Below are 24,452 nucleotides of genomic sequence, written 5' to 3' on the forward strand. Positions count from 1 at the left end.
CCGTATCAAGCCGTCGGTAGCCGGAAGCTTGATAACGTACGTTAGTGATATGTATGCCAGAGAAAAACAAGCATGATTGACCGACTGGAAAAAGAAGTCGATATGCTCGAACGCCATCTTACGGTTCTGAGGATGGTGAACGAGAACGAGCCGATAGGTATAGTGAAGATGAGTAACGAGACAGGATATCCGCACCACAAGATAAGGTACTCACTCCGCGTTCTCGAAGAGGAAAACCTCATAGAGCCGTCGTCGCAGGGGGCTATAAGCACCGAGGACACCGAAGGGTTCCTCGAAGACCTCGACGGAAAGCTCGCGGAGATGGCATCGCGTATCGAGGCGATGCAGGAGTAGCGACCTACTCGTCGCGGTAGTTGGGTGCCTCGTCGGTTATCATAACATCATGGGGATGGCTCTCGGTACGTCCCGCATCCGTGATACGTACGAAACGCGCCCTCTGTTTCATCGTCTCCATCTCTGGCGCTCCGACGTACCCCATACCGCTCTGGAGACCGCCGACGAGCTGATGTAGCTGTTCCTCGACGGTTCCGCGGTACGGTATCGCACCCTCGATGCCTTCGGGAACGTAGTCGGTATCCGGCTCCTCCTGGAAGTAACGGTCGCTCGACTCGCCGCCCGTCATAGCGCCGACGCTACCCATGCCGCGGTACTGCTTGTACTTCTTGCCCTTGATCGTGATCGTCCGTCCCGGCGCTTCGTCCGTACCCGCGAGCAGGGAGCCGAGCATGACTGCGTCCGCGCCCGCCGCGACGGACTTCGCTATGTCGCCCGAGTAACGTATACCGCCGTCGGCGATAACCGGCACGTCGTACTCCTCCGCGACATCGGCGACAGATGTGACCGCCGTAATCTGTGGCATACCTGCGCCCGATACGACACGCGTCGTGCAGATGCTTCCCGGACCGACGCCGACCTTGAGACCGTCTGCGAAGCCCGCGACGTCGCGCGCCGCCTCTTCGGTGGCGATGTTGCCCACGACAACGTCGGCGTCGACTGAGTCGGCTATCTCACGTGCCCCTTCGACGACGTTTGTGTTGTGTGCGTGCGCCGTGTCGACCATCAGTGCGTCCGCACCCGCCTCGTCAAGCGCCTCGGCGCGTTCGGCGTCGAAGGGCGATACCGCCGCCGCGACCGCCAAGCCGCCTTCGTCGTCCATGACGGCGTCGTCGTACTCGCGTCTACGGAGTATACCGTCCATAGTAACTATACCGCGTACCTCACCGCCCTCGACGACAGGGAGACGTTCGACGCGGTTCTCGTGCATCAGTTCGAGCGCCTCCTCCGCGGCGAAGTCGTCGCCTACGGTAACGACGTCACGCGTCATGATCTCGTCGACGCTCTTCTCACCCCTGCGGCGCATCGGACGTAGGTCGCGGTTGCTGACGATGCCGACGAGCTCGCCGCCATCGTCGACGACGGGCAGACCCGAGACGTTCTCGCGCTCCATGAGCGACACGGCGTCGTCGACGGTGTCGTCTGGCGAAGCCGTGACGACATCGCGTGTCACGAGACGATCCGCCTCCTTGACCTTACGTATCTCCGCCGTCTGCGATTCGGTGCTCATGTTCCTGTGAACCACGCCGAGACCGCCGTTACGCGCCATCGCGGTCGCCATCGACGCCTCCGTGACCGTATCCATCGCGGCGCTTACGACGGGTATGTTCAGGTCGAGGTTCGCGGATACACGTGTCCGTACGTCGGCTTCGTTAGGCTCAACACTCGACTCCGAAGGGCGCAGAAGAACGTCGTCGAAGGTCAGCGCCGTCTCGCAGTCAAGCTTGTCGCGGTAGCTTCTCCCCATGTCGACGCAAAGACGCGCCGTCTTAAAACCGTGTCGCTACACGGGTGGTCACAGCATCGGAAGCTCCTTCTTCGCAAGGTCGTCGACGGACTCGCGCGTCTCCTCCGCCGTCTCCAGAAGCGCTTCGCGCGCGGGCGACCCGTCGCCGACAACGATAGGCTCGCCCTCGTCCGACGCCGTACGTACGCTCGGATCGAGAGGCACGCTACCGAGCAGGGGCACGTCTGACTCCTCTGCGAGTTCCTCGCCGCCGCCGCTTCCGAATACGTCGTGAACCTCGCCGCAGTCGGGGCAGACGAAGCCCGCCATGTTCTCTATGATACCCGCGACATCGACGTCCGACTTCTCGAACATCTTTACGCCCTTACGTGAGTCGTCGACAGAGACCTCCTGTGGCGTCGTTACGACGACCGCACCCGTGACGGGTACGGTCTGTGCGATCGTAAGCTGTGCGTCGCCTGTACCGGGGGGCAGGTCGACGACGAGGTAGTCGAGTTCGCCCCAGCGGACGTCGTCGAGTAGCTGTGTCAGAGCCTTGTGAACCATAGCGCCTCGCCAGACCACGGGGCTGTCGTCGCCTGCGACGTACCCCATCGACATGACGCGTACGCCGTACTTCGACGCGGGGATGATCTCCTCATCCTTGGTGACACGCGGCGGCTCTGCCTCGCCGAACATACGCGGCAGGTTGGGACCGTAGACATCGGCGTCGAGCACGCCTACGTTGTGGTCACGGGCGAGGGCGCATGCGAGGTTCGCCGCCACCGTCGACTTGCCGACGCCGCCCTTGCCCGACGAGACGGCGATAACCTTGTCGACGTTGGGTAGCATCTCGCCCTCCGAGTCCTCGTCGGGCGTCACCCAGTCCACCTCGACGTCCATCTCCGTGTCGTCAAGGGTTCTCACGACGGCGTCGCGCAGATCCTCCTCCATCGCGGGGTTGGGCAGATCCATCTGAACCGTAACCGTGTCCTCGACATCGTCGATGTTGATGTTCTTCACCATCTCCAATGAGACGACGTTCTCGCCTAGCTCAGGATCCTCGACGTTACGGAGTCTATCAAATACGTCTTCCTCGGTGAGTGTCATAGGATGAATAACGCGGCGTCAAACATAACGCTGGTGTTCGTCCCCGGTCTCAGTACTTCGGCTCCCTGCGCTCGGCGCGTTCGAGTGCGCGTTCTACGACACCGTGAACGTCCCCCGTGTACGCGTCGCCGTGCCCCGCGTACATCGACTCGGCTGAGGTAGGCAGACTGTCGAGTAGACGGCGTACGCTCTCGATAAGCTCCTCGCGCGACGCACCCCTCATGTCCGTCCTGCCGAAGCTACCGTCGTCGAAAGCATCGTCGTTGTAGACAACGACGTCGCCCGTGAATACGACGCCCTCGCCGACGAACGAAACGTGGTCGTCGGCGTGTCCGGGCGTGTGTACGACGTTACAGATCTCATCGCCGATACGTACCTCGTCGCCCTGTTCGAGACTTTCGTCACGTCTCGGATGGTTGGCGTACGCCGCGAGCGACGCGTCGAATCTATCGAGAACCGTGTTGAGGCTACCTATATGATCGCCGTGCTGGTGGGTGAGTACGACGGCGTCGAGAGTGTCGACACGTTCGCTGATCCGGCGTACGGTGCGGTCGTCGTCCGCGCTCCCTGCGTCGACGAGGACGTTCCTTTCGCCGACTCCGAGCCACGCGTTCGACGTGAACGTCTCCGCACCCTCGGTTACGTTGTGTACCTCCATGGCGGGTGTTGTTGCGCGACGGTGTAAAACGTACCGACGCGCATTTTACGGTCGCGCCGTGACTGTCTGTATGACCGACGACGAAACACGTGTCTGGCTCGTCGAACGCGCCTACTCCGAGGAGGTTCAGAACATGCTCGAACTCGTCTACGCCACTCCCGACGGTTCGCGTCATTTACACCTCCAGAAGATGCTTTCGAGTCCCTATCAGGCGGACAGTATCACGGCGGCGCGCGACGCGCCCGACGAAAAGCTCGAACCCGTCCGCGACGGTGAGACGGAGGAGCGTTACGCGCGCGAGGCGGAGAGGATGAGCGAGAAGTACGAAGCCGACGAGACGGTGTAGCTACCGGTCGAGCGAACCACCCGTCTGGTACCCGGCAACGTTGGTCTCGAAGAAGCCCTTCTCCTTGTTCAGATCCGCCGCCCCGACATCCAACGGGTTCTCGGTACCGTACCGCTCCGGTAGGTCGATCTGGCGAAGCCGGTGTGACCACCAGAACCGGAAGACTAGCCCTCGCAGGCTTTGCATTCGAGGATATCCCGGCTGAACTTCTGTGCGGCGTTCACGCTGTGCTGGTAGTAGAGACTCTTCACACCCTTCTTCCAAGCTTCTATGTAGAGCTGATTGATCTCCTTTACGCTGACTTCACTTGGGTCAATCGAGACGTTCAGGCTCTGTGCCTGATCTATGTACTTCTGCCGCTGTGCCGCCTGATTGATGATCGCCATCTGTGGTATCTCGGCGAAGGTTTTGAAGACCTCTTTCTCCTCACCCGTCAGACAGTCGAGATGCTGTACGCTACCGTCCTTACTTGCGATACTGTCCCAGACTTCCCTGTCGTCCTTACCTCGCTCTTCCAGTATCGCCTGGAGGAACCTGTTCTTTTGCGTTGACTTCAGCTTCGCACCGTCCCGCACGAAGTAGTTTGATTTCAGCGGCTCAATGCTCGGACTTACCTGACCCAGAATGACGCTACTCGACTTCGTCGGAGCCACACTCATCGTCGTCGTGTTACGTCTTCCGTATCCCTCAAGCACCTCCGGTTCACCGAATCTATCGGCAAGCTCTTGGCTCGCCTCGTAACTTCTCTCTTTGATCGTCCGGAATATCTCTTCGTTCTTCCGCATCGCCTCCATGCTGTCGAACGGGATCATGTTGCTCTGGAGGTAACTGTGCCAACCGAGGACTCCGATCCCTAGTGCTCTGTGTCTTTTCGCAAACCGCACAGCCCGTTCCATGAACCGTGTTCCTTCCGCTTCTTGGATGAACTCCTCCATCACGGCGTCGAGGAAGTACGTCAGGGTTTCGACCGCATCCGTGTCCTTCCACTCGTCGTAGTGGAGGGCGTTCATACTTGAGAGACAGCAGACGAAGCTCTCATCGGGTGTGGCTGGTAGTGCGATCTCGGTACAGAGGTTGGATGCATTTATTTCGTAGTCCTTGTCCTTGTAGACCTGTGGCTTCCCCTCATTCATGTTGTCTCTGAAGATGATATACGGGACGCCGACGTTAATCCGTGTCTCGATGATCTCTGCCCACGTCTCCCTCTTCTCCTCATCCCCGTCGACCATCTCCTGGAACCACTCGTCACCGATAATGACACCGTAGTAAATGTCCTGTACCGGATCACCCTCGGTCTTGATGTTGAGCCACTCCTTGAGGTCGTCATGTTCAACATCAATATATCCTGCAAACTGCCCTCGACGAGTCTCGCCCTGACTCACCACGTTGATAGCGGTGTCGAACAGCTCTGTGAAGCTATAACTCCCGTTACTCTTGCCGTTGTTCGTTATCGGGCTGCCTCTTGGCCGTATTTCACCGAAGTATCCGCTCGTGCCTCCGCCCAACTTGGTCATTTCACCCACTTCGGCGTGGGTGTAGAGAATACTCTCCATGTTGTCTTCCATGTAGCTGCCAAAACAGCTGATGGGCAGTCCTCTGTCCAGCCCGAAGTTCGCCCAGACCGGGCTCGCAAGGCTGTAGAAGCCCCGACTCATGTAGTCGTAGAACCTGTCTGCGAATCCCTCTTTACCCAAGGTCTCTTCAGCGTGCTCTGCTATCTGCCTGACCCTTTCTTTCGGTTCGACCCCTTCAAGAAGGTATCCTTCCCTGAGGAACTCCTTGCTGTCCTCGTTCAACCAGTAGAAGGGTTCTTTATGCTGTTCTCTGACCTGTGTGAGTTCTGCTTGTGCCACTGTTAGAACATCTCCTCGGCTGTAACGCTCTGGGTGTGTTTGTTGTATGTGGTCGACCGCTTGCTGAAGAAATCGTTGTCCTTCGTCATCATGATATCCTCATCGAACCACCGAGTCTCTTCCAGTAACTCATCGTCCGTTTCGAACATCGGGTTCACACCGACGTTCTCCAGACTCTGATTGAACCGGTCTTTCAAGAACTCGTCTATGTACTCCCTGGGTAGGAACTCCAGTTCACCGTCGCTGAATATCCAGTCCAGTATATCCATCTCTGCGTCGTAAGCCTGCCGACAGGTCTCTCGGACTTCTTTTTCGAACTCATCGTCGAACAGTTCGGGCCTCTCTTCTCTGATAGTCTCGACCAGCTCTACCCCGAACAGCCCGTGGATCTGTTCTTCTTTGCTGGTTGCTTCGACGGCGTTGGATATTCCCTTGAACTTTTTCTCGTACTTGTCGAAGCTCGTCATTATCAGGAACTGACTGAACAGTGAGACGTGCTCGACGAACGTGCTGAAAAGGAGGATGCTCATCACGTACTCTTCCTCATCGTCAGTCTGACTCTTTTCTAGACATTCGTCGAGATACTCGATTCTGTTTTTCATAGCGGGGACTTCGGTCACCTGCTCGAAATCCTCTGTAATCCCTAGTACATCGAGGAGGTGACTGTAAGCGTCCATATGTCGCACTTCGCTCTCAGCGAAGGTCATACCGACACTGCCTATCTCTGCTTTTGGCATCTCTTCGTAGATATCCGACCAGAATGTTTTCACCTGCACCTCCACCTGTGCGATAGCTAACATCGCCCTTTCGATAACGGTCTTTTCCGCAGGAGTTGTGTTGACCTTGAAGTCCTGGACATCTCCTGAGAAGTTGAACTCCGTGTGAACCCAGTAACTGTTCCGTATCGCGTCGGTGTAGTCAAGGAAGTCGTTGTACTCATACGGCTTTAGCTGTGTTCGTTCCGAGAAGATATCGGCTTCTGTACCTCCGTCTATGGCTTTGTTTTCAGTCATTGCCATATACCTCTGAAGAGCCGTCTTTTGTTGGCTGGCTTCTGTTTCTGCCGCTCATCGGTTCGGTGCGTTTGAACCCACTTGTGTTTCTTTCTGTACGTCTGTTCGTAGTCTATTCGCCGTGTCTCTTCCGCCGGTTCACTCAGCTCTTCATCCTCCAACGCACCGTCGTCTGTCTTCAGCAGTGGCTCCTGAACCTTATCTTGCAGTTGCTCGGTCATTGTTGTCAGTCTTCCTTGATCCTGTCTAGCTCCTGCGCGAACTCGTCGGGGTCGGAGAACTCCTTGTACACGGAGACGAAACGCAGGTACGCAACCTCGTCCATCTCACGGAGACGTTCGGATATCTTCTCGCCTATCTCGCTCGTCTCGACGACCTCACCGCCGTTGGCGCGTACCTCAGCCCCGACCTCGTCGGCTATACCGCGTGCCTCGTCCTCCGACACAGGGCGTTTCTCAACGGCGCGCAGGACACCGCCGAGAAGCTTCTCGCGGTCGAAAGGCTCTATCTCGCCGTGCCGTTTTCTGACCTGTACGCCTTCCCATTCGGTGCGCTCATACGTCGTGAAACGCGTACCGCAGTCGGCGCACTCACGGCGTCGGCGTACGGCTTCACCTCCGTTCGTCGGGCGTGAGTCGACGACACCGGTCGAGTCGGTATCGCAGTTTGGGCAGTTCAGCTTGCTCACCTCAAGCCCCACTACATGTTGAGTGTACATTAGTTTTGCCCGACAAGATGTACGAATACCCCGAACCTCTTAAATTTTGGGTGTCTCTACAAGCCTGTTTGCATTAGATAAAATCTACTTGTTTACACCAGGGAAAAGCATTATACGCCGTAGGCACGAATCCAGCCCATGCCGAAGATAGAGCTAGACCCCGAAATACTGGAACGTATCGACGGACATCTCGAAGAAGGCGAGACGAGACAGGAGTTCCTTGACGAGCTAATCGATATCTACGAGAGCGAAGGCGCTTTCCTGCAGGAAGGCTACTCCGAGTAGTCTACACCGAACCCTTAATTTCTCCTTCGGGTTCGAGCGCGCTCGTAAGACGTAACGTAGCCACGAGAGCAACAGCGAGGAGCACAGCCGAGCCGATGTACATAGAGTCGAGCATCGGACTGAACGCCATCACGGATCTACGACCGAGGTACGCGACACCGAGCGTAAGCACGCCCACGGCACCGAGGACGACGGCGAGCATTCGGCTTTCGAACCACCATCGACCCGTCATAGAGACGAGTATCACCGACAGTATCAGTGCGAGAGTGACGGCGTACTGGAGAAGCTGGACTGTCGGTGTGTAGCTCGAAACGACGCCGAGATCCGTGGGGCTGAGGGCGATATGTGCGGGAAGTGTGGCGAGCGCCGTAAACAGACCGGCTTTCATACCCCTTCGGGAGAGAGAGCCTTTCCACGCCAGAACCGTTGCGACCGCGAACAGCGAGAAGATGAGTATTGCAGTCCAGAAATGGAGCGAGAGTATCGCCATCTCGTACTCGAAGACAGTTTCGCGTCCGAGGTAGACCTGTACGGGTGTCAGTACGGTGCCGACGAGGACGAGAGGGGCAACGCGTCTATCGACGGACGACGACAGCCAAGCGACCGCGCCGGAGCCGAGTATGGCGAACCCCGCGAACATCGCAACGAACCTGTGTATCCATTCGTAGAAGCTCGGTAGGGACGCGGGGAAAAGGTTGAACGGACCCGTGTCGCACTGGGGCCAGTTCGCCTGACAGGCGAGACCCGAACCCGTCGCCTTTGCCGCGACACCGAGTACTATAGTCCCTGCGACCAGAGCCAACGTTACCGTCAGCAGGTGACGGAAACTCGCGCGTCTGAGCCACCGCGGACCTCTACCGAGCAGACGGCTGTCCGTGGACATTACGTATGGATACGCGCCCGTCTTACTTAGGATACGCGATACAGTCTCAGGCTTCGCTGACGACGATCTGCCCTATCATCCCTCCGCGCTCGTGGGGTATGCAGAAGTAGCTGTACGTTCCGGGTACCTCGAACGTGTGCTCGTACGTCTCGCGTACGCCTATACGTCCGCCCCTGTCGTCGTACCACGCGTCACGCGCCTCCTGTTCTGTCTCGTAACCGCCGCTGGCGAAGAACTCCGCACCGTCGGGTATACCGCCCTCGTACGCCGTCACCGTATGATCCGCGCCCGACGTGTTCCTCCATCCGACGGTGTCGCCGACGGTTATCTCGAAGGTTTCGGGGATGAAAGCCATACGCCGCATACCGACGTCACAGCCCTCGCCTCCGCATAGGTTCTCCTCGCCCGTGACCGACAGACAGCCGGATAACGACGCCAGCGTACCCGCACCAACCGCGAGAAACGCGCGTCTTTTCACGCCTGAGATACGTTCCCTCGGCGAATAACCGTGTTGGTTCGTGGTCGAAGCTCAGAACACGAGGTAGTTACGTTCCTCGTCCTGCTCCGAGATCCATTTCGTCTCCGTCATCTCGTCTATTATCCATTCGCCGTTGAACCTGCCGACGCCCGACTGCTTCACACCGCCGAAAGGCATGTGTGGTTCGTCGTGCATCGGCTGGTCGTTGATATGTACCATACCCGCCTCGATTCCGTCGGCGAGGTCGCGAGCGCGGTCGAAGTCCTGACAGTGTACGGCGCTCGAAAGACCGTACTCGGTATCGTTCGCAATCTCAACAGCCTCGTCGTCATCCGAATAAGGAATGATAGGCGCGACGGGTCCGAAGTGCTCGTTGCACGCCGCCGACATCTCGTTGGTCGCGTCCGAAAGGACGGTGGGTTCGACGAAAAGACCGTCGGCGTCGCCACCCGTTTCGAGCGTAGCCCCCGCGTCGACGGTCTCCTCTATGAAACGCAGGATCTGATCCCTCTGCGACTCGTTGATCAGTGGACCGATGATGTTCGAAGCGTCGCCGGGGTCGCCGACACCGAGATCCTCGACGCGTGAGACGAACTCGTCGACGTAGTCGTCGTAGACATCCTCGTGGACGATATGACGGTTGATGGAGACGCATATCTGTCCTTGGTGCATGAACGTCCCGAACATACCCGCCGTAACCGCCCAGTCGAGGTCGATGTCGTCCGTAACGACGTACGGACAGTTACCGCCGAGTTCGAGAGCGACCTCGGAGACGTTGTCGCCCGCGAGACGTCCGACGCGTCGACCGACACCAGTCGAACCCGTGAAGTTGACCGACCCCGCGCGGTCGTCGCTCACGACGGCGTCGCCTATGTCCGAACCCTTCCCTGTGACGACGTTGAGGACGCCGTCGGGCAGACCCGCTTCCTCGAAAAGGCGCGCCACCGCGAGACCGCCGCTTATGGGCGTCTCCGTCGACGGCTTGAGAACGACGCTGTTCCCCGTGAGTACCGCGGGGGCGAGCGCACGCATCGCCATGTAGAACGGGAAGTTCCACGGGCATACGGTCGAAACGACCCCCACGGGTTCACGTACGACACGGTTGGTCTTTCCGTCGAACTCCGAACCGTACTCGCTCTCCATATCGTCGAACCCCGCCATCCAGTCGACGATGTTACGCGCGAAGTTGAACTCCCCCATCTGCTTCGCCATCGCGCTCCCCGCCTCAACCTGCAGAAGCTCCTTTATCTCGCTCATACGTGACATCATCGTCGAGTTGAGCTCGCGCAGGAACTCCTGACGCTCCTCGTGCGAACGTGCGCCCCAGTCCTCCTGCGCCTCCTCCGCGGCGTCGAAGGCGTCCTTTACGTCGTCCTCGTCACACGCGGGAACCTGAGCGATGACCTCCTGCGTCGACGGATCCTGTACCTCGGTGCTTCCGCCGTCGGGCGTGTACCATTCGCCGTCTACGTAGATTCTGTTCCAGTCGGCGTCGGTCGAGTAATGCTCCTCCTGAATCGACATGTCTAATACTGTCGCGTCGGCGTAATATAACTTCTGCCGCAGACGGACGGTGTGCACGCTCACCAAGCCTGTTCTCTCATAGGGTATGCGTCGCCGTGTAAAGCTTCTCCAAACCCACACAGTTTCGAGTAGTCTGAGTTCCAAAGGAGAAGGATACCCTATGCTGTCGTTATCCTCCGTCGGCTACTGCGGTTCCTTCCGGGGTATTCTCGGTTTTGTTCCGGGTACTGAACCGATCGAGTTGTTTTTGGAGCTTGTCGGCGTTCTGTGAGAGGGACTTTGCTCCGGAAGCTATCTGGGATATAGAGGCGGTCTGTTCTTCGGTGGCGGCTGCGACGCCTTCAATTTCGTCGCTGGTCTTGCGGCTTCTGTCGGTGGCTTCACCTACCATAGCAACGACCTCTTCTGTGGCGGCGGCCTGTTCATCGGTGGCTTCGTTTATAGACTGGACGCCTTGGTTAGCCTCGGAGACGTATTCTGTTATCTCTTCGATGTCTTCAATGCCTTGTTCTACCCTTTCGACGGCTTCTGAGACGGTCTTACGCATGTTGCGTATCTCGGAGACGGAGTCGGAGGTTATCTCTTGCACGTTGGTTATGAGCTTATCGACCTGACGTGTGGAGTCGGCTGTTTCCTCGGCTAAGTCCTTGATTTCGTCGGCAACGACGGTGAATCCCTCGCTTCCCTGTTCGGACCGTGCGGCTTCGATTGAGGCGTTTATAGCGAGCATATCGGTCTCGTCGGCGATTTCGTCTATCACATCGACTATTTCGCCTATCTGCTCCATCTCTTGGTCGAGTTCTTCTATACTGTCGGCGATTTCGTCGGCATCCTGTTCGAGCTGGTTCATCTGTTGGAGGATGCCGGACGTGCGGTCGTTTGCGTCGTCGGCGCGTTCGTTGGCGTCTTCGGAGAGCTGTGCGACCTCACCGGAGGTAGAGGCGATCTCTTCGATGGTAGAAGAGAGGCTGTTCATCTCTTCGCTTACGGTTTCGAACCTTTCGTTCTGTTCGGAGATGGCTGAGGATATCTTCTCCGCGCTCTGGTTTATTTCGGTGCTTGTGTCTTCCATCTCCCCGACCCCGGTTTCGACCTCGACGCTTATCCGGTCGACGTCGTCGGAGAGTTGTTTGACAAGATCCATGGTGGACTCGAGGTCATCGAGCATGCTGTTGAACGAGACGGCGATACGTTGCATCGCCTCGTTCTCCGTTTCCTCGTCCAAACGTTCCGTTAGGTCTCCGTCGGCGACCCTTTCGATCTTTTCGCCGTAGTTTCGCGCCTGTCTCCGTAGCGATTCCGCTCTCTTTTCGGCTTTTTCACTTTCCTCTTGTGCTCTATTTTCTGCATCGCGTGCCTCCTTTGCTACCGTCTCCGCTTCGGATATCCTATCCTGAAGCTTACCGGCTAGATCCTCTATCCCTCGGTAAACCTCTCCTATCTCATCCGGGCGCTGTTCCTCTATCTCTATACCGTACTTTCCGTCCGCGATATACCTGTTTGCCTCCTGCAGGTTCTTGATTATGAGGTACATCTCGCCGTATATGAAACCTCCCGCACCGAGAACCAAAACGGCGATTATCGCTGTCATTACGGGATCACGTAGGACTAAACCGGCATAGAGAATGCTGATACCTGTGGCAACCACGGCATGCACCCATAGTTGCCGGTTAAGCGTCTTCCGCCAGAACTTCGGTGTATAACCCTTGATTCCGTTTGAGATACGTGACATAATCGACCAAATGAGAGCAGAACCTGAACCGGAGGGGGATACTGTAACCTGTTCTTGATCCTGTTGACTCATACCTGTGGATTCTCGAAGAAGAACAAAAAACTACTTGTAACTCTATCAGATCTGATACCAGACCTCTAACCACCTATCCGGTAGCTACCTTTCCCCGTGCCGCGTTTCGCGCCCATAGGTGTAGAGTTAAGCGACATAGCCGTCGCGCACGAGACGCCTCTCGAAGAGGTCGGCGGGCGTGTCGGTATCGACGCGTCCGTGACGTATCCGTCCTCTGGTACCCGTCGTTGATAGCCTCAAGAACCGGACCGCGCGTCGAAGGTAGTCTATGTAACCCCGAACCGCCGGAAACCCCGCGACCTGCGTAAGATGAACAGGCTACCATATATGACAAACTGATATCTCCTATGAACTTTCGAAACAAGGCGCTACTACAGGGAGAGGAGACGGAACAATACACCAAGATTATGACCCTGAATATAAGAGATTCTTTATGAATGGTGTACAGAGTGAGGGTGGAGACTCAGGGGGACCCGTTGTTGAGGAGTGGCTTAATTACTCCTTGGTAGCAGGAATACACGTCGGAAGTAGAGGGGATAGAGGACCATACTGTATGTCTATGGAAGACATTGAGTTCAGTTTAGACGTGGTTGTATGAACCTGGGACGCCGAAGCTTCGTGGCTACCGTCGCCGTAGTCATGTCAGGATGTATCGACGGAGAAAACGATACTCCCGCAAATGATAACGAAGAGACCAACGGAACCGATACCGAGAACCAGACCGACGAGTCGCTAAACGAGTCGGAGTACGGTGGCTTAGCTGAGGAAGGCACGCGGATATTCGAAGAGGAAGTGAACGTTGAACTACCGTATGGAGACGATTATTCGCCACAAGAACTGCTTATTTATAACTCGGGGGAGAAGAAGGTAGACGCAACAGTTCGAATACTAGAGGACGGCGAAGTAATCTACTCCGTGACCCTTGTACAAGAGGAGGGGCGCGGTTACAGGTATCCGGAGTTCATGGCTAAGACAGGCGAATTCGAGGTTGAGGTAGAGCTGGATGAAGAGGCACACGAACTCGAATGCAAGACGGGACCGGGGTTTAGCAACATGGCTGTTGAACTCCCCGAAGTCAAAGGATGTACGAGTCCTAAGCATGCGAACATAACCATCCGGAGGGTCACGGAGACACCCGACGAGGTAGATCCTGTGTCTTCCGAGGAACCCTCGGAGTACGATACCGTCGAATACTATGTCGAGTGGTACAGAGACTGTAAGGACAACCCTGAGGAGAAAGACCTGTGCGCGACCGAGAACGGTGAACTCGACTTCGCACGTGGCGGGGTTTCGGGCAGGTCTTACGAGGAGTTTGAACGTATCATAGAGAAGTTCCCGAGCTACGGATCGGAGGAGGACGGTTATCCGACAACGGAGAAGGACGGTTATCCGGCAGGGACGTACATCCGGCACGACGGCGAGATATACGTCTTCAGAATGCTCTTTGCAAGGGCGTAACATCCGTGACGGGATACCAGTTCGAAGATGACCGGCGTGTACTCTACGCAACTGTTGCCGGTCTTGTACTCGTCGCTTGCGCGGGGGTTCTGTACGCCGTCGTTAATCTCGGAGGAATGCGACCATCCACGGTAGGTGTTGACGCAGAAATTACAGAGAATTCAACCTCAGGCGAGGTGACAGTTACCGTTAGAAGCATAGAAAACAGGGTGGAGGGGCTGAACATCACCACCGAACACGGAGGAGGGACCGGAGAACTCCTGACCGGGGTCTCCGAGGGCGACGCGGTGACGTTGGAAGCGGTCGATGAACCCGACTGGCGCGAGAACGGCACGGGTACGTACGACGCCGACGGCGATGAGATACAGGTGGTGGCGGTACTCAACGACACGCGGGTTATCGTTGTCTCACACGAGACAGATACTGTCGGTGATGACCCCGATAACGCGACCCAGAACACGGACGACCGGAACGACGGTCTTCGACGTGGCGACGTAGAGGTTGTGAACGAGAGCTTCTACGTCGAGTCGCCGTACGGCGGCGAACCCGCTAAGCCGATGCAGGTCATCAACGACGGCGACGGCACGGTGGGCGGAACAGTTGAGGTCTTCGAAGGGGACGATCGTCTGTATGCCGCCGAACTCAGGATGGCGAGCGCCAGTACCTACACCGATGCGTTTGAGATAGGACGCGAAGGCGAGTACGAGGTGCGTGTCAACACCGACAGCGACAAAGCCACAGGAACGTGGCGCGTCCGTGAAGGCTATCCGAGGCTCGTCGTTCTACTTGACCAACCGAAGGTCGTCTCTGTCGCTACGCGGGGCTACGTTGAGGTGACCGCACACGGATCCGCGCCCGAAGACGCCCAAACCGTCACCTCCGACGAACTGGCGAAGTACGAACCTGTCTACGGTATCGTGGTCGAATACCACCGCTGTAGGCTCGAAACCGACGACGAGGACTGTGAGGGTGGCGGAGAGGTAGCGGGTGACGACTGGGTGAACGCCACCGATGCTGTGGACGAGCTTCCTCTGTACAACGGCGAAGGCGGACTGTCGGGCGTCTACGTCGAACACGAGGGCGAGATATACAGCTTCGGCATTACGACACAGCTGTCCGGGTGACGCGGAAGACACCGATACGCCGACAGTTCTTTTTCGCCGCGCCGTCTTTCGCCACCATGGGAGTAGAGTTAGGCGACGTAGTGGTCGCGCACGAGACACCTCTCGAAGAAGTCGGCGGGCGTGTCGGTATCGACGCGTACAACGCCCTCTACGGCTTCCTCGCTAACATACGCGGACGCGACGGCGAACCGCTCAAGGACTCGAAGGGGCGCGTCACGTCCCACCTCAGCGGCCTTCTGTACCGTACGGCGAACCTGTACGAGGCGGGAATCAAGCCGTGTTACGTCTTCGACGGCGAACCGCCCGCTTTGAAGCAGAAGACGCTCGAACAGCGCGATGAGCGTAGGAGCGATGCGGAGGAGGCGTACGAGGAGGCGGCGCGGCGCGGCGACGAGAAAGCGATGTTGAAGCACGCGCAACAGGCGACGCGTCTCGAACCGCCGCAGGTAGAGACGTCGGTAAACCTCCTCGACTCACTCAACGTTCCCTGGCTCGAAGCACCCGCCGAGGGCGAGGCACAGGCTGTCCGTATGTGCAGGGACGACGCCCTCAACTCCGTGGGTTCGCAGGACTACGACTCACTTCTTTTCGGAGCGCCGACGCTCGTCCGTAACCTTGCTATACGCGGACGCGGGGGCGACGAACTCGTCCCTGAACGTATCGTCCTCGAAGAGACGCTCGATGAGCTCGGCTTGACACGCGAGCAACTTGTCGAGGTCGCGGTTCTCATCGGGACGGACTACAACGACGGTATACACGGCTACGGTCCTAAGACCGCCCTCGAAACGGTGCGCGACGGCGGTTTCGACGAGGCGGTCGACGAACACGCCGACGAGTTCGGCGTCGACGTTGACGACGTGAAGACGCTGTTCCTCGAACCCCAGACAACCGGCGACTACACGGTTGAATGGGAGACTCCCGACGTTGACGCCGCCGTCTCGCTGCTCGTCGACGAACACGACTTTTCGCGCGACCGTGTCGCCTCCGCCGTCGGACGTATCGAGGACGCCACCACGCAGTCGTCGCTCGACAGGTGGTCGTAGTGACGGATGGGGGCGAGACCGAACAACGCCGACGAAGCCGGAACCGAAAAGCGTTAACCCGTCGACCGCCCCGTTACGGTAGATTCTAAGGGGCAACGACGATGGACGAAAACGACGAGGCGATACGGACACCCATAGTGAGCGTCCTCGGGCACGTCGACCACGGAAAGACGACGCTTCTCGACGAGATACGCGGAAGCGCCGTCGCCGAGGCTGAGGCGGGCGCGATCACACAGCATATAGGCTCTACTGTCGTCCCTATCGACGTTATCGAACGTATCTGTAACCCCGACGAGGAGTTCGACCTTCCGGGTCTCCTTTTCATAGACACGCCCGGACACCACGCCTTTACGACCCTCCGTTCGCGTGGGGGCGCACTCTCCGACATCGCCGTCCTCGTCGTCGACGTAAACGACGGCTTCCAGCCTCAGACCGTAGAGGCTGTCAAGATACTCGACAGGACGGAGACGCCTTTCGTCGTCGCGGCGAACAAGATAGACGCGGTACCCGGATGGAAGACGCAGGAAGACGCGCCGTTCGCAGAGACGTTCGCCGAGCAGTCGGAGCGCGTACAGAACGATGTCGAGAACGCGCTGTACGAGATAATCGGCGACCTACACGACAACGGGTTTCAGGCGGACAGGTACGACCGTGTAAACGACTACAGATCGACAATAGGCGTCGTCCCCGTCAGCGCAGAGACGGGCGAGGGAATACCCGACCTCCTTATGGTACTCGTGGGTCTCGCACAACGTTTCCTTACTGAGAGCCTCACGACGCGCCCCAACGGTTCGGGCGAGGGTACCGTCGTGGAGGTCAAGGAGAAGAAAGGTCTCGGTACGACGGTCGACGTACTCGTCTACGACGGTGTCGTCGAGGTGGGCGATACGGTCGTCGTCGGCGGGCAGTTGGATCCTATCGTGACCGAGGTTCGCGCACTCCTTGAACCGTCGGAGAAGGTCGAGATAAACGAGGAGGACGAGTTCAACCGCGTCGACCGCGTCGTAGCGGCGGAGGGTGTCAAGGTCGCCGCCCCTGAACTCGACGACGCGATGGCGGGCGCACCTTTCGTCGTCGTAGGCGAGGACGACGAACTCGGCGATGTCACCCAACGCGTCCGTAGCGAGATGGACGAGATAGGCGTCGAAACCGCCGAGGACGGTGTCGTCGTAAAGGCGGACACCGTGGGTTCGGTCGAGGCGGTCGCAAAGGCGCTTGACGACGCCGAAGTACCTATCATGAACGCGTCCGAGGGCGCTGTCTCGCGCCGCGATATCGTCGACGCAGAGACGGCGGACGAACGCGAGCACCGCGCCGTCATCGCTTTCAACGTCGATGTACTCGAAGACGCACGCGAGTATGCCGACGAGGCGCTTGTCAAGCTCTTCGAGGGCGACGTAATCTACCGTCTCATAGAGGAGTACGAGGACTGGGTCGAAGGCATGGAGGAGGAGCGCGCCGAGAACGTGCTCGACTCCGTCGTCCTACCCGCCAAGTTCCGCGTGATGCACGACCACGTCTTCAGACAGTCCGACCCTGCGGTCGTCGGCGCACGTATACTGTCAGGCACACTCGAAAGAAACGTCACCGTCGAACGTATGGGCGAGCGACTCGGTACTGTACAGGGGATACAGAGTCAGGGCGACGATATCGACGAGGCGACCGAGGGCGACGAGGTGTCGGTCGCAATCGACGGACCCACGGTCGGACGCGATCTGAAGGAGGGCGACGTTCTGTACACCTCCGTACCCGAGAAACACGCCAAGGCGCTCGAACAGGAGTTCGACGAACTACTCGACGACACGACGCGCGAGGCGCTCGACGGATATCTGGAGCAGAAGCGGCAGGTCGACCCGTTCTGGGCAAAATAGACCTTAAAGTATACACAACGTATATACTTCTGTAGCAATTAGGGCCACCTGTATGAGCGATGAAAAACCACTCATAACTCTCAGGCTGGGTGAAGAAAAACAGGACCGATGGGACGAGTATATCCAAGATAACGGGGAAGTCAACAATAGAAGCGAGTTGATACGCCGGTCGGTAAGTTACTATATGAATAGAGACCGGGAGCGTGATGTCCAACTTATAGATGTGCTTGAAGAGATGAAGGAAATGAGACAAGATGTCCGGCTCGCAAAGCAGTCCATAGAGAACGTGGAAAGCCGACAACTCACGTTTGAAGACGTAGTAGCCGCATCAGAGGAAGCGGAGGCAGGCGATATAGACCAGATAGAGTCCATGATTGAGGAGGTTCAGGACTCTGCGGGATTAGGTGATACCGATGGATGAGTGGGAGTATGACGAGATAGATGATGAGGATATGCGAGATTATCTTGATAGAATCCGTCTAAGAAGGTCTGAAAACGATTTTCATCGGACTAAGGATGCCCTGCGTAAGTTTACCGGCTTTTTAGAATACATAGGGGCTGATTCGTACGAAGAAGTCGGTGTTGAAGAACTCGAAATATATATTGACTACCTACTGGAGGATGGTTTGAATGATACCTCTATCAAGAAGGTCTATCTCTCGCAGGTAACGAATTTTCTAAAGAAAAAAGGTGTGGTGCGGGACAGTATCCACGATAAACTCGATACAGAGTTCCTGTCTGATGAGTCGATTGCGAGCAGACAGGGGGAAGAAGACGTTCACTATGTCACGAAGGAAGAGTATGTGGAGATGCTTGAGGCTACCGAGACCCTCCGCGAAAACCTCACCTTGAGGTTACTGTGGGAGACAGGAGTCAGGAGGGGTGAAGCTGTAGGGATAAAATTGGAGCACATTGACCGGGATAAGAAGCAGATATACGTTGATAATCTGAAGAATGATGACGACAGGTACGTCTACTACACGTCACACCTGTCAAGAAAGCTTAGAGAGTGGCTGGATATGGGTGGACGAGAACAGTACTCAAAGGCGGCTGAATCCGAGTACCTGCTCATATCAAATCAGTCTGTTAAGTTACAGGATAAGCGGATAAACGAGAAGGTCAAAGAGATAGCTAAGAGAACCGAGAACGTAGGTGAGGTAATAGGGGAAGACGCTATGGATAGAGAACTATATAAGCCCACGGCGCACAGTTTCCGTCACTCGTTTGCGATACATAGAGTGAGAAGCGGCATGCCTATCAACTTCCTGAAGGAGTTGATGGGGCATATGTCTGTGGAGACGACTGAGTTCTATCTCAACTTCCGTGAGCAAGATATCAAGGAGATAAACGAGGGGTACGCTCCTCGTGTTAATGCGGTCTAACTCTCATTGTCTAAACGTCTCTCTATATCTTCCGATAGGGTGTACTCCTTGCTTCCATTCTTACCCTCTGTGACCTCTCTGAACACGTCATTTCTAACCAACGAATAATAGACCTCTCTAGTTAGTGTCCCATCCCTAACCGCTTCATCGTAACTGAAACTTGAAGGAAGTTCTTTGAGTTGCTCTTTGTGGCTATGCGCCAATGCTACCCGTTTACTTACCATTACCACCCCCTATGAGCAAAATTATTACACTCATATATACATGAATGAAATAGTGGCAAAAATAATTAACCCAGACACCCGCAGAAATCCAAAGAATTCTCCGAAGAAAATCCCACAGAAATCCGAAGACAGCCCTTCTCCGACAATTAAACAGAGGTTCAGGGGGAGTTACCCCCTAGGTCTATGGGTAATGCGCAAGCGGCGATAGTCACTAACGATGGGTCTTGAGGAATACCGGGTGGAGAGGGAACACAGTCAGATGAGCGAAGGAGACCCGGTTTACTCACCGGAGCACGGCTACCTGGCGTACTATATCCGGGAAGGAAAAGACTCCTACATAGCGACTGATGACGATGGATTAGTCTCTGTGGAAAGACCCATCTGGAAAGTAGTTTCCGAGATTCAGGATAGGGACAGACTGTATTCCGAGGACAGTCAAGAGATAATGGCTGACAAGATAGCCACGTACGAAAGGGAAACAGCTGACTGGATATACGATAAGGATACGTACGACTGTGACGTGTACAAAGCCGGTGAAGGCTACATCATCCACAAAAAACCCGTCTCTGAGGATAACAGGTACATCTACCGAGAAAGCCTCAGTGACCTACCCTCGTTCACCTGGTTCGATGACGACTACTCAGATGAACTAATCACCAGGATTTTGTAAGTCTCTATTCCGCTAGTTCCTCAAGCATCCGTATTCCCTGGTCCACGACCGCATCCGATATGAACATGTCTGTCTCATCGGACAGAGCACGAATCTTGGAGGTCGCCTTTTCCAAATCCACCTCATCCTCGCTGAAGCCTGCGACTATTACACCCACGGAGCCGTGAACCTCAACACCGAGTTCCTTAGCCTGTTCACGAGCCTCCAAGTCGTCCGTGAGGAAGACCACATCTTTGCCCATTACCAAACACGGAAAGAGCCGCCGCCTCGCCTCTATCGAGACCGCTGTACTCCTCCTCTTTGTTCCCCTCCACCACATCGTACTCTAATGCATTCAATCCTTCAGGAGAACCTCCTGCTGATACCTCTTCCACGACAGCTTCAGGTATGACCAGTCGGTCGAATATAGCTAGCAGACTTAGTGAGTCTACCTTACCGAGATGGATAATAGGTCCTGCGTCTACGACCGCGGTATCTAAGCGTTCAGACCCCATTCGATGTCGTCCTTCATAACGTCAACCTCCCTGTCAGACCTCTTCACCTTTTCAAGACCAACGAGGTCAACCGCCTCCTCTCTATCGATATTTCCTTCAACGTACTCGGAGAGGACGTACTCATCCCACAGGCTTTCTACGCCCTTTTCGAGAGCCTCCTCAATCACCTGAGATTCGGGAACCCCTTGTTCATCCGCCAACTTTTCTACCCTTTCGGTGATTCCCATATATATCCGTTAAGTCCTGAGTTACTTACGGGTTTCGCTAGTTCACGTTGTAAACCACCCTGACCGGAGAATGCAGAATCCGTATGATAGAGATATACCAAAATCCGTGTCACCTCCCGATTAGTAGATGTAAACCGGCGACGGAAGGCTAATGTCTCAGGGAACGTGGTTCTCTAAATCTGCTCCAACTTGTCGAATTATTCTCCGGTTATCTCGTCCAGCTTGCCGAGAATATCCGAGTAGAATGAGGTCGAGCAGTACCAACCAGCGTCTACCATCCCGTCGAGTATCACTCTCGCTTCCTCAGCGGTTTTCTCACCGTTCTTCACAGACCGAAGAAGGAGGAAAGCCGTCCCACGAACGTCTATTCCCTCGACCTTCGCTACTGTTCGTCCTCTCCTTTCGTCCATAACGGCGGTTGCGTCCTCTGCATGAGCGAACCCCGGAACCTCAGCGTCCACGTTACTCAGCTTCTCCGAACCGGAGAGACGGCGGTAAACCTCGCTGTCGGGTGTCTCTCGAACCTCAACACCATACCGCTCCACACGTCTCGCATCGTGGGCTTCGGCTTTCTTTCCGTCAACTACGACCTCTTCGTGAACGCCCTCCGTGGTCACGACATCGAACCCATCGAGAACGTCGAGCGACCCCGCCTTAGCCAGATAGATTAGCGGGGTAGCATCAAGGACATACACGCTCTACACCGCCTCAAGGTCTTCCTCTGCTTCGTCTACCCAAGAGATGTCGTTCTCCTTCAGGTACTCCGAGAAACTCCACACGTCCGTCTCAGCTATCTCCACGGCACGGCTGAAGGATACATCGCCTTCTTCGAGTAGCGAGACGGCACGTTTGAGCTTCCAGTCGTCAAGTCCCTCAGAGAGTAGCTTCCTGACAGCAACGCTCCTCTCTAAGTTCTCTTCCTCAACGTATTCGTCCAACTCCCTTTCGAGGTTATCTGGTAGACGGGCTGATACTGTTCCCATGTGTATACATAGTATTCATAGCATACAAAAGGGTTGTGCTGTCGGGGGTGGTCGTATGGATGTCCGAGAGTTTGTACGCGGTTCCGAGACATCTTGTTCATACGCTAACTCCTCTACGCTCTCAGCAAATACCATACTACAGATGACGTTGACTCAGTTACGGTTTTATATGACCGGATAGATGTAGCTTGGAGCGGCGTATCAGAAGCCAGCCGAGTAACTCGTCTGCGCTACGCCGTACTCCGCCGACGTTTCGGACTCACTAACTACCGTACCGTCTTCCAGAACCTGTATCCGAAGAGTTTCTCGGTTTGCCTCCTGCTTCTGGGCGTTAGCGGAGATTATCGAAGGACTTCCTGAGATATCTAACTCCGTCGTTCCCTGCCCTTGGGTTGACCTCGTGTTACCGCCCGCGGATACTGCTCCGGTCCAACTACCGCTGTACTCAACGCGGATCGTGTACTCCGTCCCATCTGTACCCGTTCCCGGAATATCGCCCGTGTCCTGCACCATGATACATAGTCGAGCGCATACCCCCGTCTTCAGGCGTTCGTCAATCTTTGATTGACGCGCCATCGAAGCTACGCTTCGAGACGTATGCGAATCGAAGATTCGCTTGCTCGTAAATCGAAGATTTACGAACGGGGGTCAAGCGACAACACTCCTAACCAACGGACTTCGTAGACCTGCCGGATTTCACACTATGCCCAAAGCCTAAGTACACGGGTCGTATAGTGTGCGGTGTGGCAAAGACAACACGGCACGCTACCTACAACCTGAACTACCATATAGTGTGGATACCCAAGTTCAGAAAGCCGATACTGGAAGGTGAGGTAGCAAGCCGTGTCGAAAAAATATTCCGTGGGATAGCCGACGACAAGGGTCTTGAGATAATCGACCTGACCATAGAACCCGACCACGTACACCTGTTCGTAAGTGCGCCTCCGAAGCACGAGCCGTCGCTACTCGTCAACTGGTTCAAGGGTATATCCTCGCGGAAGTACAACTACCACTACGCCGACAACGAAGATGAGAAGATAAACTGGGCGAGAGGATACTACGTCGGCTCCGCCGGAGAGGTATCGAGTGACACCATACAGGACTACATCCGAAGGCACGAGGAGGACGAAGTATGAGGGTCACGAAGACGCTTGAGGTCAAGCTGTTCGACCCGAACACCCACAAGCGCGAGAAGTTCCGTGAGACGTACAGAGAGTTTCAGAAGGCGTTGAACGACGCCTTCGACTCGGACTGTGGTACTCAGTCCGAAGCCAACGACGTGGTAGTGGACTACGACCTTTCGGGGTACGCCAAGAACGCCCTCAAGAAGTACGTACCTCAACTCGTCCGCGACGGCACACAGGAGTTAGACGACGGACACCCTGTACGGTTCACCAACGAAGGTGTCAGGATAGACCACAAACCGCAGAACGCGACAGAGTGGTACGTCAAGATACCGCACCACGAGGACTACCACCTCTGGTGTCCCGCAACCATCAACCCCGAACAACGCGACTGGATAGAAGCTATCTACAACGACGACGCGGAACTGGGTGAGGTGCGTATGTTCCCGCGTGGAGACGAGTGGCATCTCCATTTGACCGTCCATCGAGAGGTCGAGGATGCCGACGTTTCGGAGTCGTGTACTCCGATAGGTGTGGATATAGGAGAAACTGCGCTCGCAACGGTGTGTCACCTTGACGAGTTCGGTTCTCCTACTACACCTAAGATATTCAGCAGAGAAGGTAGCAGGGTGCGAGAACTCCGAGAGGAATATTTCACCACGAGCAGACGCCTACAAGAGCGTGGCTCCGAAAAGCTGTTGGAGAAGCGTGGCGATAAGATATGGCGGCGGATAGACGACATCGTGCATACTGTCACACGGCGTGTCGTGGAGTACGCAGAAAGATTTGAGGATGGCGTACTCGTCCTTGAGGACCTAACGTACCTCCGCGAGAACATGGATTATGGAGCGTACATGAACCGTCGTCTACACGGCTGGGCGTACGCTCAGATACACGCTCAGATACGGTACAAGGCGGAGGAGAAAGGCATTCCTGCCGAGACCGTGAATCCAAGGGATACCAGCAAACGGTGTCATGAGTGTGGTGAAGAAGGTTCTCGACCGCACCAAGCTACCTTCCGATGTACCAACAACGACTGTTGGGTATCCGAGTTCCAAGCCGATGTGAACGGAGCAACGAATATAGCACGACGCTATCTCGAAAATCGGAGATTTTCGACGAGTACGCGAATACCCGATTCGCTTGACCTCCACGGAGAGAGCCGTCAGCAAAAGACTGGCGGCGATGACTCGGTGGAGGACGGGGCTGTTGCGAGCGTAAGCTCGCCACCCTCTGAGCTTCGCTCAGAGACTGAGTTGACACAGCCACAAGACAGTCCAACAGAGGGCGAAACCCGCCCGACGACGTTCGCCAGACGGTGTCTGGCGAGCCATCCAGACGCGGAGCGTCTGGAGACGTTGGAAACGGATGCGTCTTGA

The 24,452-nt window shown here is 56.2% G+C and carries 30 protein-coding genes and 1 pseudogene; 13 read left to right on the top strand and 18 right to left on the bottom strand.

The features are described 5' to 3' along the window. Nucleotides 1-72 precede the first annotated feature (72 nt). Nucleotides 73-354, top strand: a complete 282-nt coding sequence (locus EGH25_RS01815) for a hypothetical protein (protein ID WP_266085741.1) — start codon at nucleotides 73-75, stop codon at nucleotides 352-354. Between the two features lie 4 nt (nucleotides 355-358). Here EGH25_RS01815 and guaB read toward each other — a convergent pair whose 3' ends face one another. The 3 genes from guaB to EGH25_RS01830 are packed head-to-tail and all read right to left on the bottom strand — an operon-like array spanning nucleotide 359 to nucleotide 3,569. Next, nucleotides 359-1,822 carry an IMP dehydrogenase gene (gene guaB, locus EGH25_RS01820; RefSeq protein WP_266085743.1) on the bottom strand — a complete coding sequence of 488 codons (1,464 nt, stop codon included), beginning with the start codon at nucleotides 1,820-1,822 and terminating at the stop codon, nucleotides 359-361. A 48-nt stretch (nucleotides 1,823-1,870) separates the two neighbouring features. Further along, complete coding sequence (locus tag EGH25_RS01825) at nucleotides 1,871-2,911, bottom strand: Mrp/NBP35 family ATP-binding protein (protein WP_266085745.1); 1,041 nt, start codon at nucleotides 2,909-2,911, stop codon at nucleotides 1,871-1,873. 49 nt (nucleotides 2,912-2,960) lie between these two features. Further along, nucleotides 2,961-3,569, bottom strand: a complete 609-nt coding sequence (locus EGH25_RS01830) for an MBL fold metallo-hydrolase (RefSeq protein ID WP_266085747.1) — start codon at nucleotides 3,567-3,569, stop codon at nucleotides 2,961-2,963. A 70-nt stretch (nucleotides 3,570-3,639) separates the two neighbouring features. Between EGH25_RS01830 and EGH25_RS01835 the strand changes: the two genes are divergently transcribed. Then, on the top strand, nucleotides 3,640-3,915 hold the full coding sequence (locus EGH25_RS01835; RefSeq protein WP_266085750.1) for a DUF7967 family protein: 276 nt from the start codon (nucleotides 3,640-3,642) through the stop codon (nucleotides 3,913-3,915). On the opposite strand, the pseudogene EGH25_RS12215 reads toward EGH25_RS01835, so the two are convergent. From EGH25_RS12215 to nrdR, 5 genes and pseudogenes are all read right to left on the bottom strand, one after another. After that, nucleotides 3,916-4,056: pseudogene (locus EGH25_RS12215) on the bottom strand (ribonucleotide-diphosphate reductase subunit beta); the annotation flags it as partial. It lies immediately after the preceding gene. A gap of 23 nt (nucleotides 4,057-4,079) precedes the next feature. Continuing rightward, complete coding sequence (locus EGH25_RS01840; RefSeq protein WP_266085752.1) at nucleotides 4,080-5,768, bottom strand: ribonucleoside-diphosphate reductase subunit alpha; 1,689 nt, start codon at nucleotides 5,766-5,768, stop codon at nucleotides 4,080-4,082. Between the two features lie 2 nt (nucleotides 5,769-5,770). After that, on the bottom strand, nucleotides 5,771-6,781 hold the full coding sequence (locus tag EGH25_RS01845; RefSeq protein WP_266085754.1) for a ribonucleotide-diphosphate reductase subunit beta: 1,011 nt from the start codon (nucleotides 6,779-6,781) through the stop codon (nucleotides 5,771-5,773). Continuing rightward, on the bottom strand, nucleotides 6,778-7,002 hold the full coding sequence (locus EGH25_RS01850) for a hypothetical protein (RefSeq protein ID WP_266085756.1): 225 nt from the start codon (nucleotides 7,000-7,002) through the stop codon (nucleotides 6,778-6,780). Before EGH25_RS01850 ends, EGH25_RS01845 begins: the two co-directional genes overlap by 4 nt. Before the next feature lie 5 nt (nucleotides 7,003-7,007). After that, the gene (gene nrdR / locus EGH25_RS01855; protein ID WP_266085757.1) at nucleotides 7,008-7,499 is read right to left on the bottom strand and encodes a transcriptional regulator NrdR; all 492 of its coding nucleotides are present in this window, start codon (nucleotides 7,497-7,499) and stop codon (nucleotides 7,008-7,010) included. 138 nt (nucleotides 7,500-7,637) lie between these two features. Here nrdR and EGH25_RS01860 point away from each other — a divergent pair, with 138 nt between their 5' ends. After that, nucleotides 7,638-7,784: a DUF7557 family protein gene (locus tag EGH25_RS01860; RefSeq protein ID WP_266085759.1), complete on the top strand. Its 147-nt coding sequence runs from the start codon at nucleotides 7,638-7,640 to the stop codon at nucleotides 7,782-7,784. Nucleotide 7,785: 1 nt separating this feature from the next. Here EGH25_RS01860 and EGH25_RS01865 read toward each other — a convergent pair whose 3' ends face one another. From EGH25_RS01865 to EGH25_RS01880, 4 genes are all read right to left on the bottom strand, one after another. Next, nucleotides 7,786-8,667 (bottom strand): COX15/CtaA family protein, encoded by an 882-nt coding sequence (locus tag EGH25_RS01865; protein WP_266085761.1) that lies wholly within the window; start codon nucleotides 8,665-8,667, stop codon nucleotides 7,786-7,788. A gap of 46 nt (nucleotides 8,668-8,713) precedes the next feature. Continuing rightward, complete coding sequence (locus tag EGH25_RS01870; RefSeq protein WP_266085762.1) at nucleotides 8,714-9,145, bottom strand: cupredoxin domain-containing protein; 432 nt, start codon at nucleotides 9,143-9,145, stop codon at nucleotides 8,714-8,716. Between the two features lie 51 nt (nucleotides 9,146-9,196). Then, on the bottom strand, nucleotides 9,197-10,669 hold the full coding sequence (locus EGH25_RS01875) for an aldehyde dehydrogenase family protein (RefSeq protein WP_266085764.1): 1,473 nt from the start codon (nucleotides 10,667-10,669) through the stop codon (nucleotides 9,197-9,199). 169 nt (nucleotides 10,670-10,838) lie between these two features. Continuing rightward, complete coding sequence (locus tag EGH25_RS01880) at nucleotides 10,839-12,260, bottom strand: methyl-accepting chemotaxis protein (protein ID WP_266085766.1); 1,422 nt, start codon at nucleotides 12,258-12,260, stop codon at nucleotides 10,839-10,841. 309 nt (nucleotides 12,261-12,569) lie between these two features. Between EGH25_RS01880 and EGH25_RS01885 the strand changes: the two genes are divergently transcribed. The 8 genes from EGH25_RS01885 to EGH25_RS01920 all read left to right on the top strand — a co-directional run bounded on the left by EGH25_RS01885 (nucleotide 12,570) and on the right by EGH25_RS01920 (nucleotide 20,245). After that, nucleotides 12,570-12,704, top strand: a complete 135-nt coding sequence (locus EGH25_RS01885) for a hypothetical protein (RefSeq protein WP_266085768.1) — start codon at nucleotides 12,570-12,572, stop codon at nucleotides 12,702-12,704. 363 nt (nucleotides 12,705-13,067) lie between these two features. Further along, a complete protein-coding gene (locus EGH25_RS01890) occupies nucleotides 13,068-13,931 on the top strand; it encodes a hypothetical protein (RefSeq protein ID WP_266085770.1) in 864 nt (287 codons plus the stop codon). Nucleotides 13,932-14,107: 176 nt separating this feature from the next. Beyond that, on the top strand, nucleotides 14,108-15,055 hold the full coding sequence (locus EGH25_RS01895) for a hypothetical protein (protein ID WP_266085771.1): 948 nt from the start codon (nucleotides 14,108-14,110) through the stop codon (nucleotides 15,053-15,055). 56 nt (nucleotides 15,056-15,111) lie between these two features. Continuing rightward, nucleotides 15,112-16,098 carry a flap endonuclease-1 gene (fen, locus tag EGH25_RS01900; protein WP_266085773.1) on the top strand — a complete coding sequence of 329 codons (987 nt, stop codon included), beginning with the start codon at nucleotides 15,112-15,114 and terminating at the stop codon, nucleotides 16,096-16,098. Nucleotides 16,099-16,199: 101 nt separating this feature from the next. Beyond that, complete coding sequence (gene infB / locus EGH25_RS01905; protein ID WP_266085775.1) at nucleotides 16,200-17,969, top strand: translation initiation factor IF-2; 1,770 nt, start codon at nucleotides 16,200-16,202, stop codon at nucleotides 17,967-17,969. Between the two features lie 52 nt (nucleotides 17,970-18,021). Beyond that, nucleotides 18,022-18,390 carry a hypothetical protein gene (locus EGH25_RS01910; protein ID WP_266085776.1) on the top strand — a complete coding sequence of 123 codons (369 nt, stop codon included), beginning with the start codon at nucleotides 18,022-18,024 and terminating at the stop codon, nucleotides 18,388-18,390. Then, nucleotides 18,383-19,351 carry a tyrosine-type recombinase/integrase gene (locus EGH25_RS01915; RefSeq protein ID WP_266085777.1) on the top strand — a complete coding sequence of 323 codons (969 nt, stop codon included), beginning with the start codon at nucleotides 18,383-18,385 and terminating at the stop codon, nucleotides 19,349-19,351. Before EGH25_RS01910 ends, EGH25_RS01915 begins: the two co-directional genes overlap by 8 nt. Nucleotides 19,352-19,792: 441 nt before the next feature. Continuing rightward, nucleotides 19,793-20,245, top strand: a complete 453-nt coding sequence (locus EGH25_RS01920; protein ID WP_266085779.1) for a hypothetical protein — start codon at nucleotides 19,793-19,795, stop codon at nucleotides 20,243-20,245. A gap of 4 nt (nucleotides 20,246-20,249) precedes the next feature. Here the strand turns inward: EGH25_RS01920 and EGH25_RS01925 are convergent, their stop codons facing one another. From EGH25_RS01925 to EGH25_RS01950, 6 genes are all read right to left on the bottom strand, one after another. After that, nucleotides 20,250-20,474, bottom strand: a complete 225-nt coding sequence (locus tag EGH25_RS01925) for a PIN domain-containing protein (protein WP_266085780.1) — start codon at nucleotides 20,472-20,474, stop codon at nucleotides 20,250-20,252. Further along, on the bottom strand, nucleotides 20,440-20,739 hold the full coding sequence (locus EGH25_RS01930) for a PIN domain-containing protein (RefSeq protein ID WP_266085782.1): 300 nt from the start codon (nucleotides 20,737-20,739) through the stop codon (nucleotides 20,440-20,442). Before EGH25_RS01930 ends, EGH25_RS01925 begins: the two co-directional genes overlap by 35 nt. Continuing rightward, nucleotides 20,721-20,966, bottom strand: a complete 246-nt coding sequence (locus tag EGH25_RS01935; protein ID WP_266085784.1) for a hypothetical protein — start codon at nucleotides 20,964-20,966, stop codon at nucleotides 20,721-20,723. Before EGH25_RS01935 ends, EGH25_RS01930 begins: the two co-directional genes overlap by 19 nt. Nucleotides 20,967-21,163: 197 nt before the next feature. Then, nucleotides 21,164-21,661 carry a PIN domain-containing protein gene (locus EGH25_RS01940; RefSeq protein WP_266085785.1) on the bottom strand — a complete coding sequence of 166 codons (498 nt, stop codon included), beginning with the start codon at nucleotides 21,659-21,661 and terminating at the stop codon, nucleotides 21,164-21,166. A gap of 3 nt (nucleotides 21,662-21,664) precedes the next feature. Then, the gene (locus EGH25_RS01945) at nucleotides 21,665-21,949 is read right to left on the bottom strand and encodes a UPF0175 family protein (protein ID WP_266085786.1); all 285 of its coding nucleotides are present in this window, start codon (nucleotides 21,947-21,949) and stop codon (nucleotides 21,665-21,667) included. Between the two features lie 201 nt (nucleotides 21,950-22,150). After that, the gene (locus tag EGH25_RS01950; protein ID WP_266085787.1) at nucleotides 22,151-22,462 is read right to left on the bottom strand and encodes a hypothetical protein; all 312 of its coding nucleotides are present in this window, start codon (nucleotides 22,460-22,462) and stop codon (nucleotides 22,151-22,153) included. Nucleotides 22,463-22,692: 230 nt separating this feature from the next. Between EGH25_RS01950 and tnpA the strand changes: the two genes are divergently transcribed. Both tnpA and EGH25_RS01960 read left to right on the top strand, forming a co-directional pair. Beyond that, entirely contained in the window at nucleotides 22,693-23,085 is a 393-nt protein-coding gene (gene tnpA / locus EGH25_RS01955; protein WP_266085788.1) for an IS200/IS605 family transposase, read from the top strand. After that, the gene (locus EGH25_RS01960) at nucleotides 23,082-24,452 is read left to right on the top strand and encodes an RNA-guided endonuclease InsQ/TnpB family protein (protein WP_266085790.1); all 1,371 of its coding nucleotides are present in this window, start codon (nucleotides 23,082-23,084) and stop codon (nucleotides 24,450-24,452) included. Before tnpA ends, EGH25_RS01960 begins: the two co-directional genes overlap by 4 nt.

The organism is Halorutilus salinus, assembly GCF_026242195.1.
In the GTDB taxonomy this organism is placed as follows: domain Archaea; phylum Halobacteriota; class Halobacteria; order Halobacteriales; family Halorutilaceae; genus Halorutilus; species Halorutilus salinus.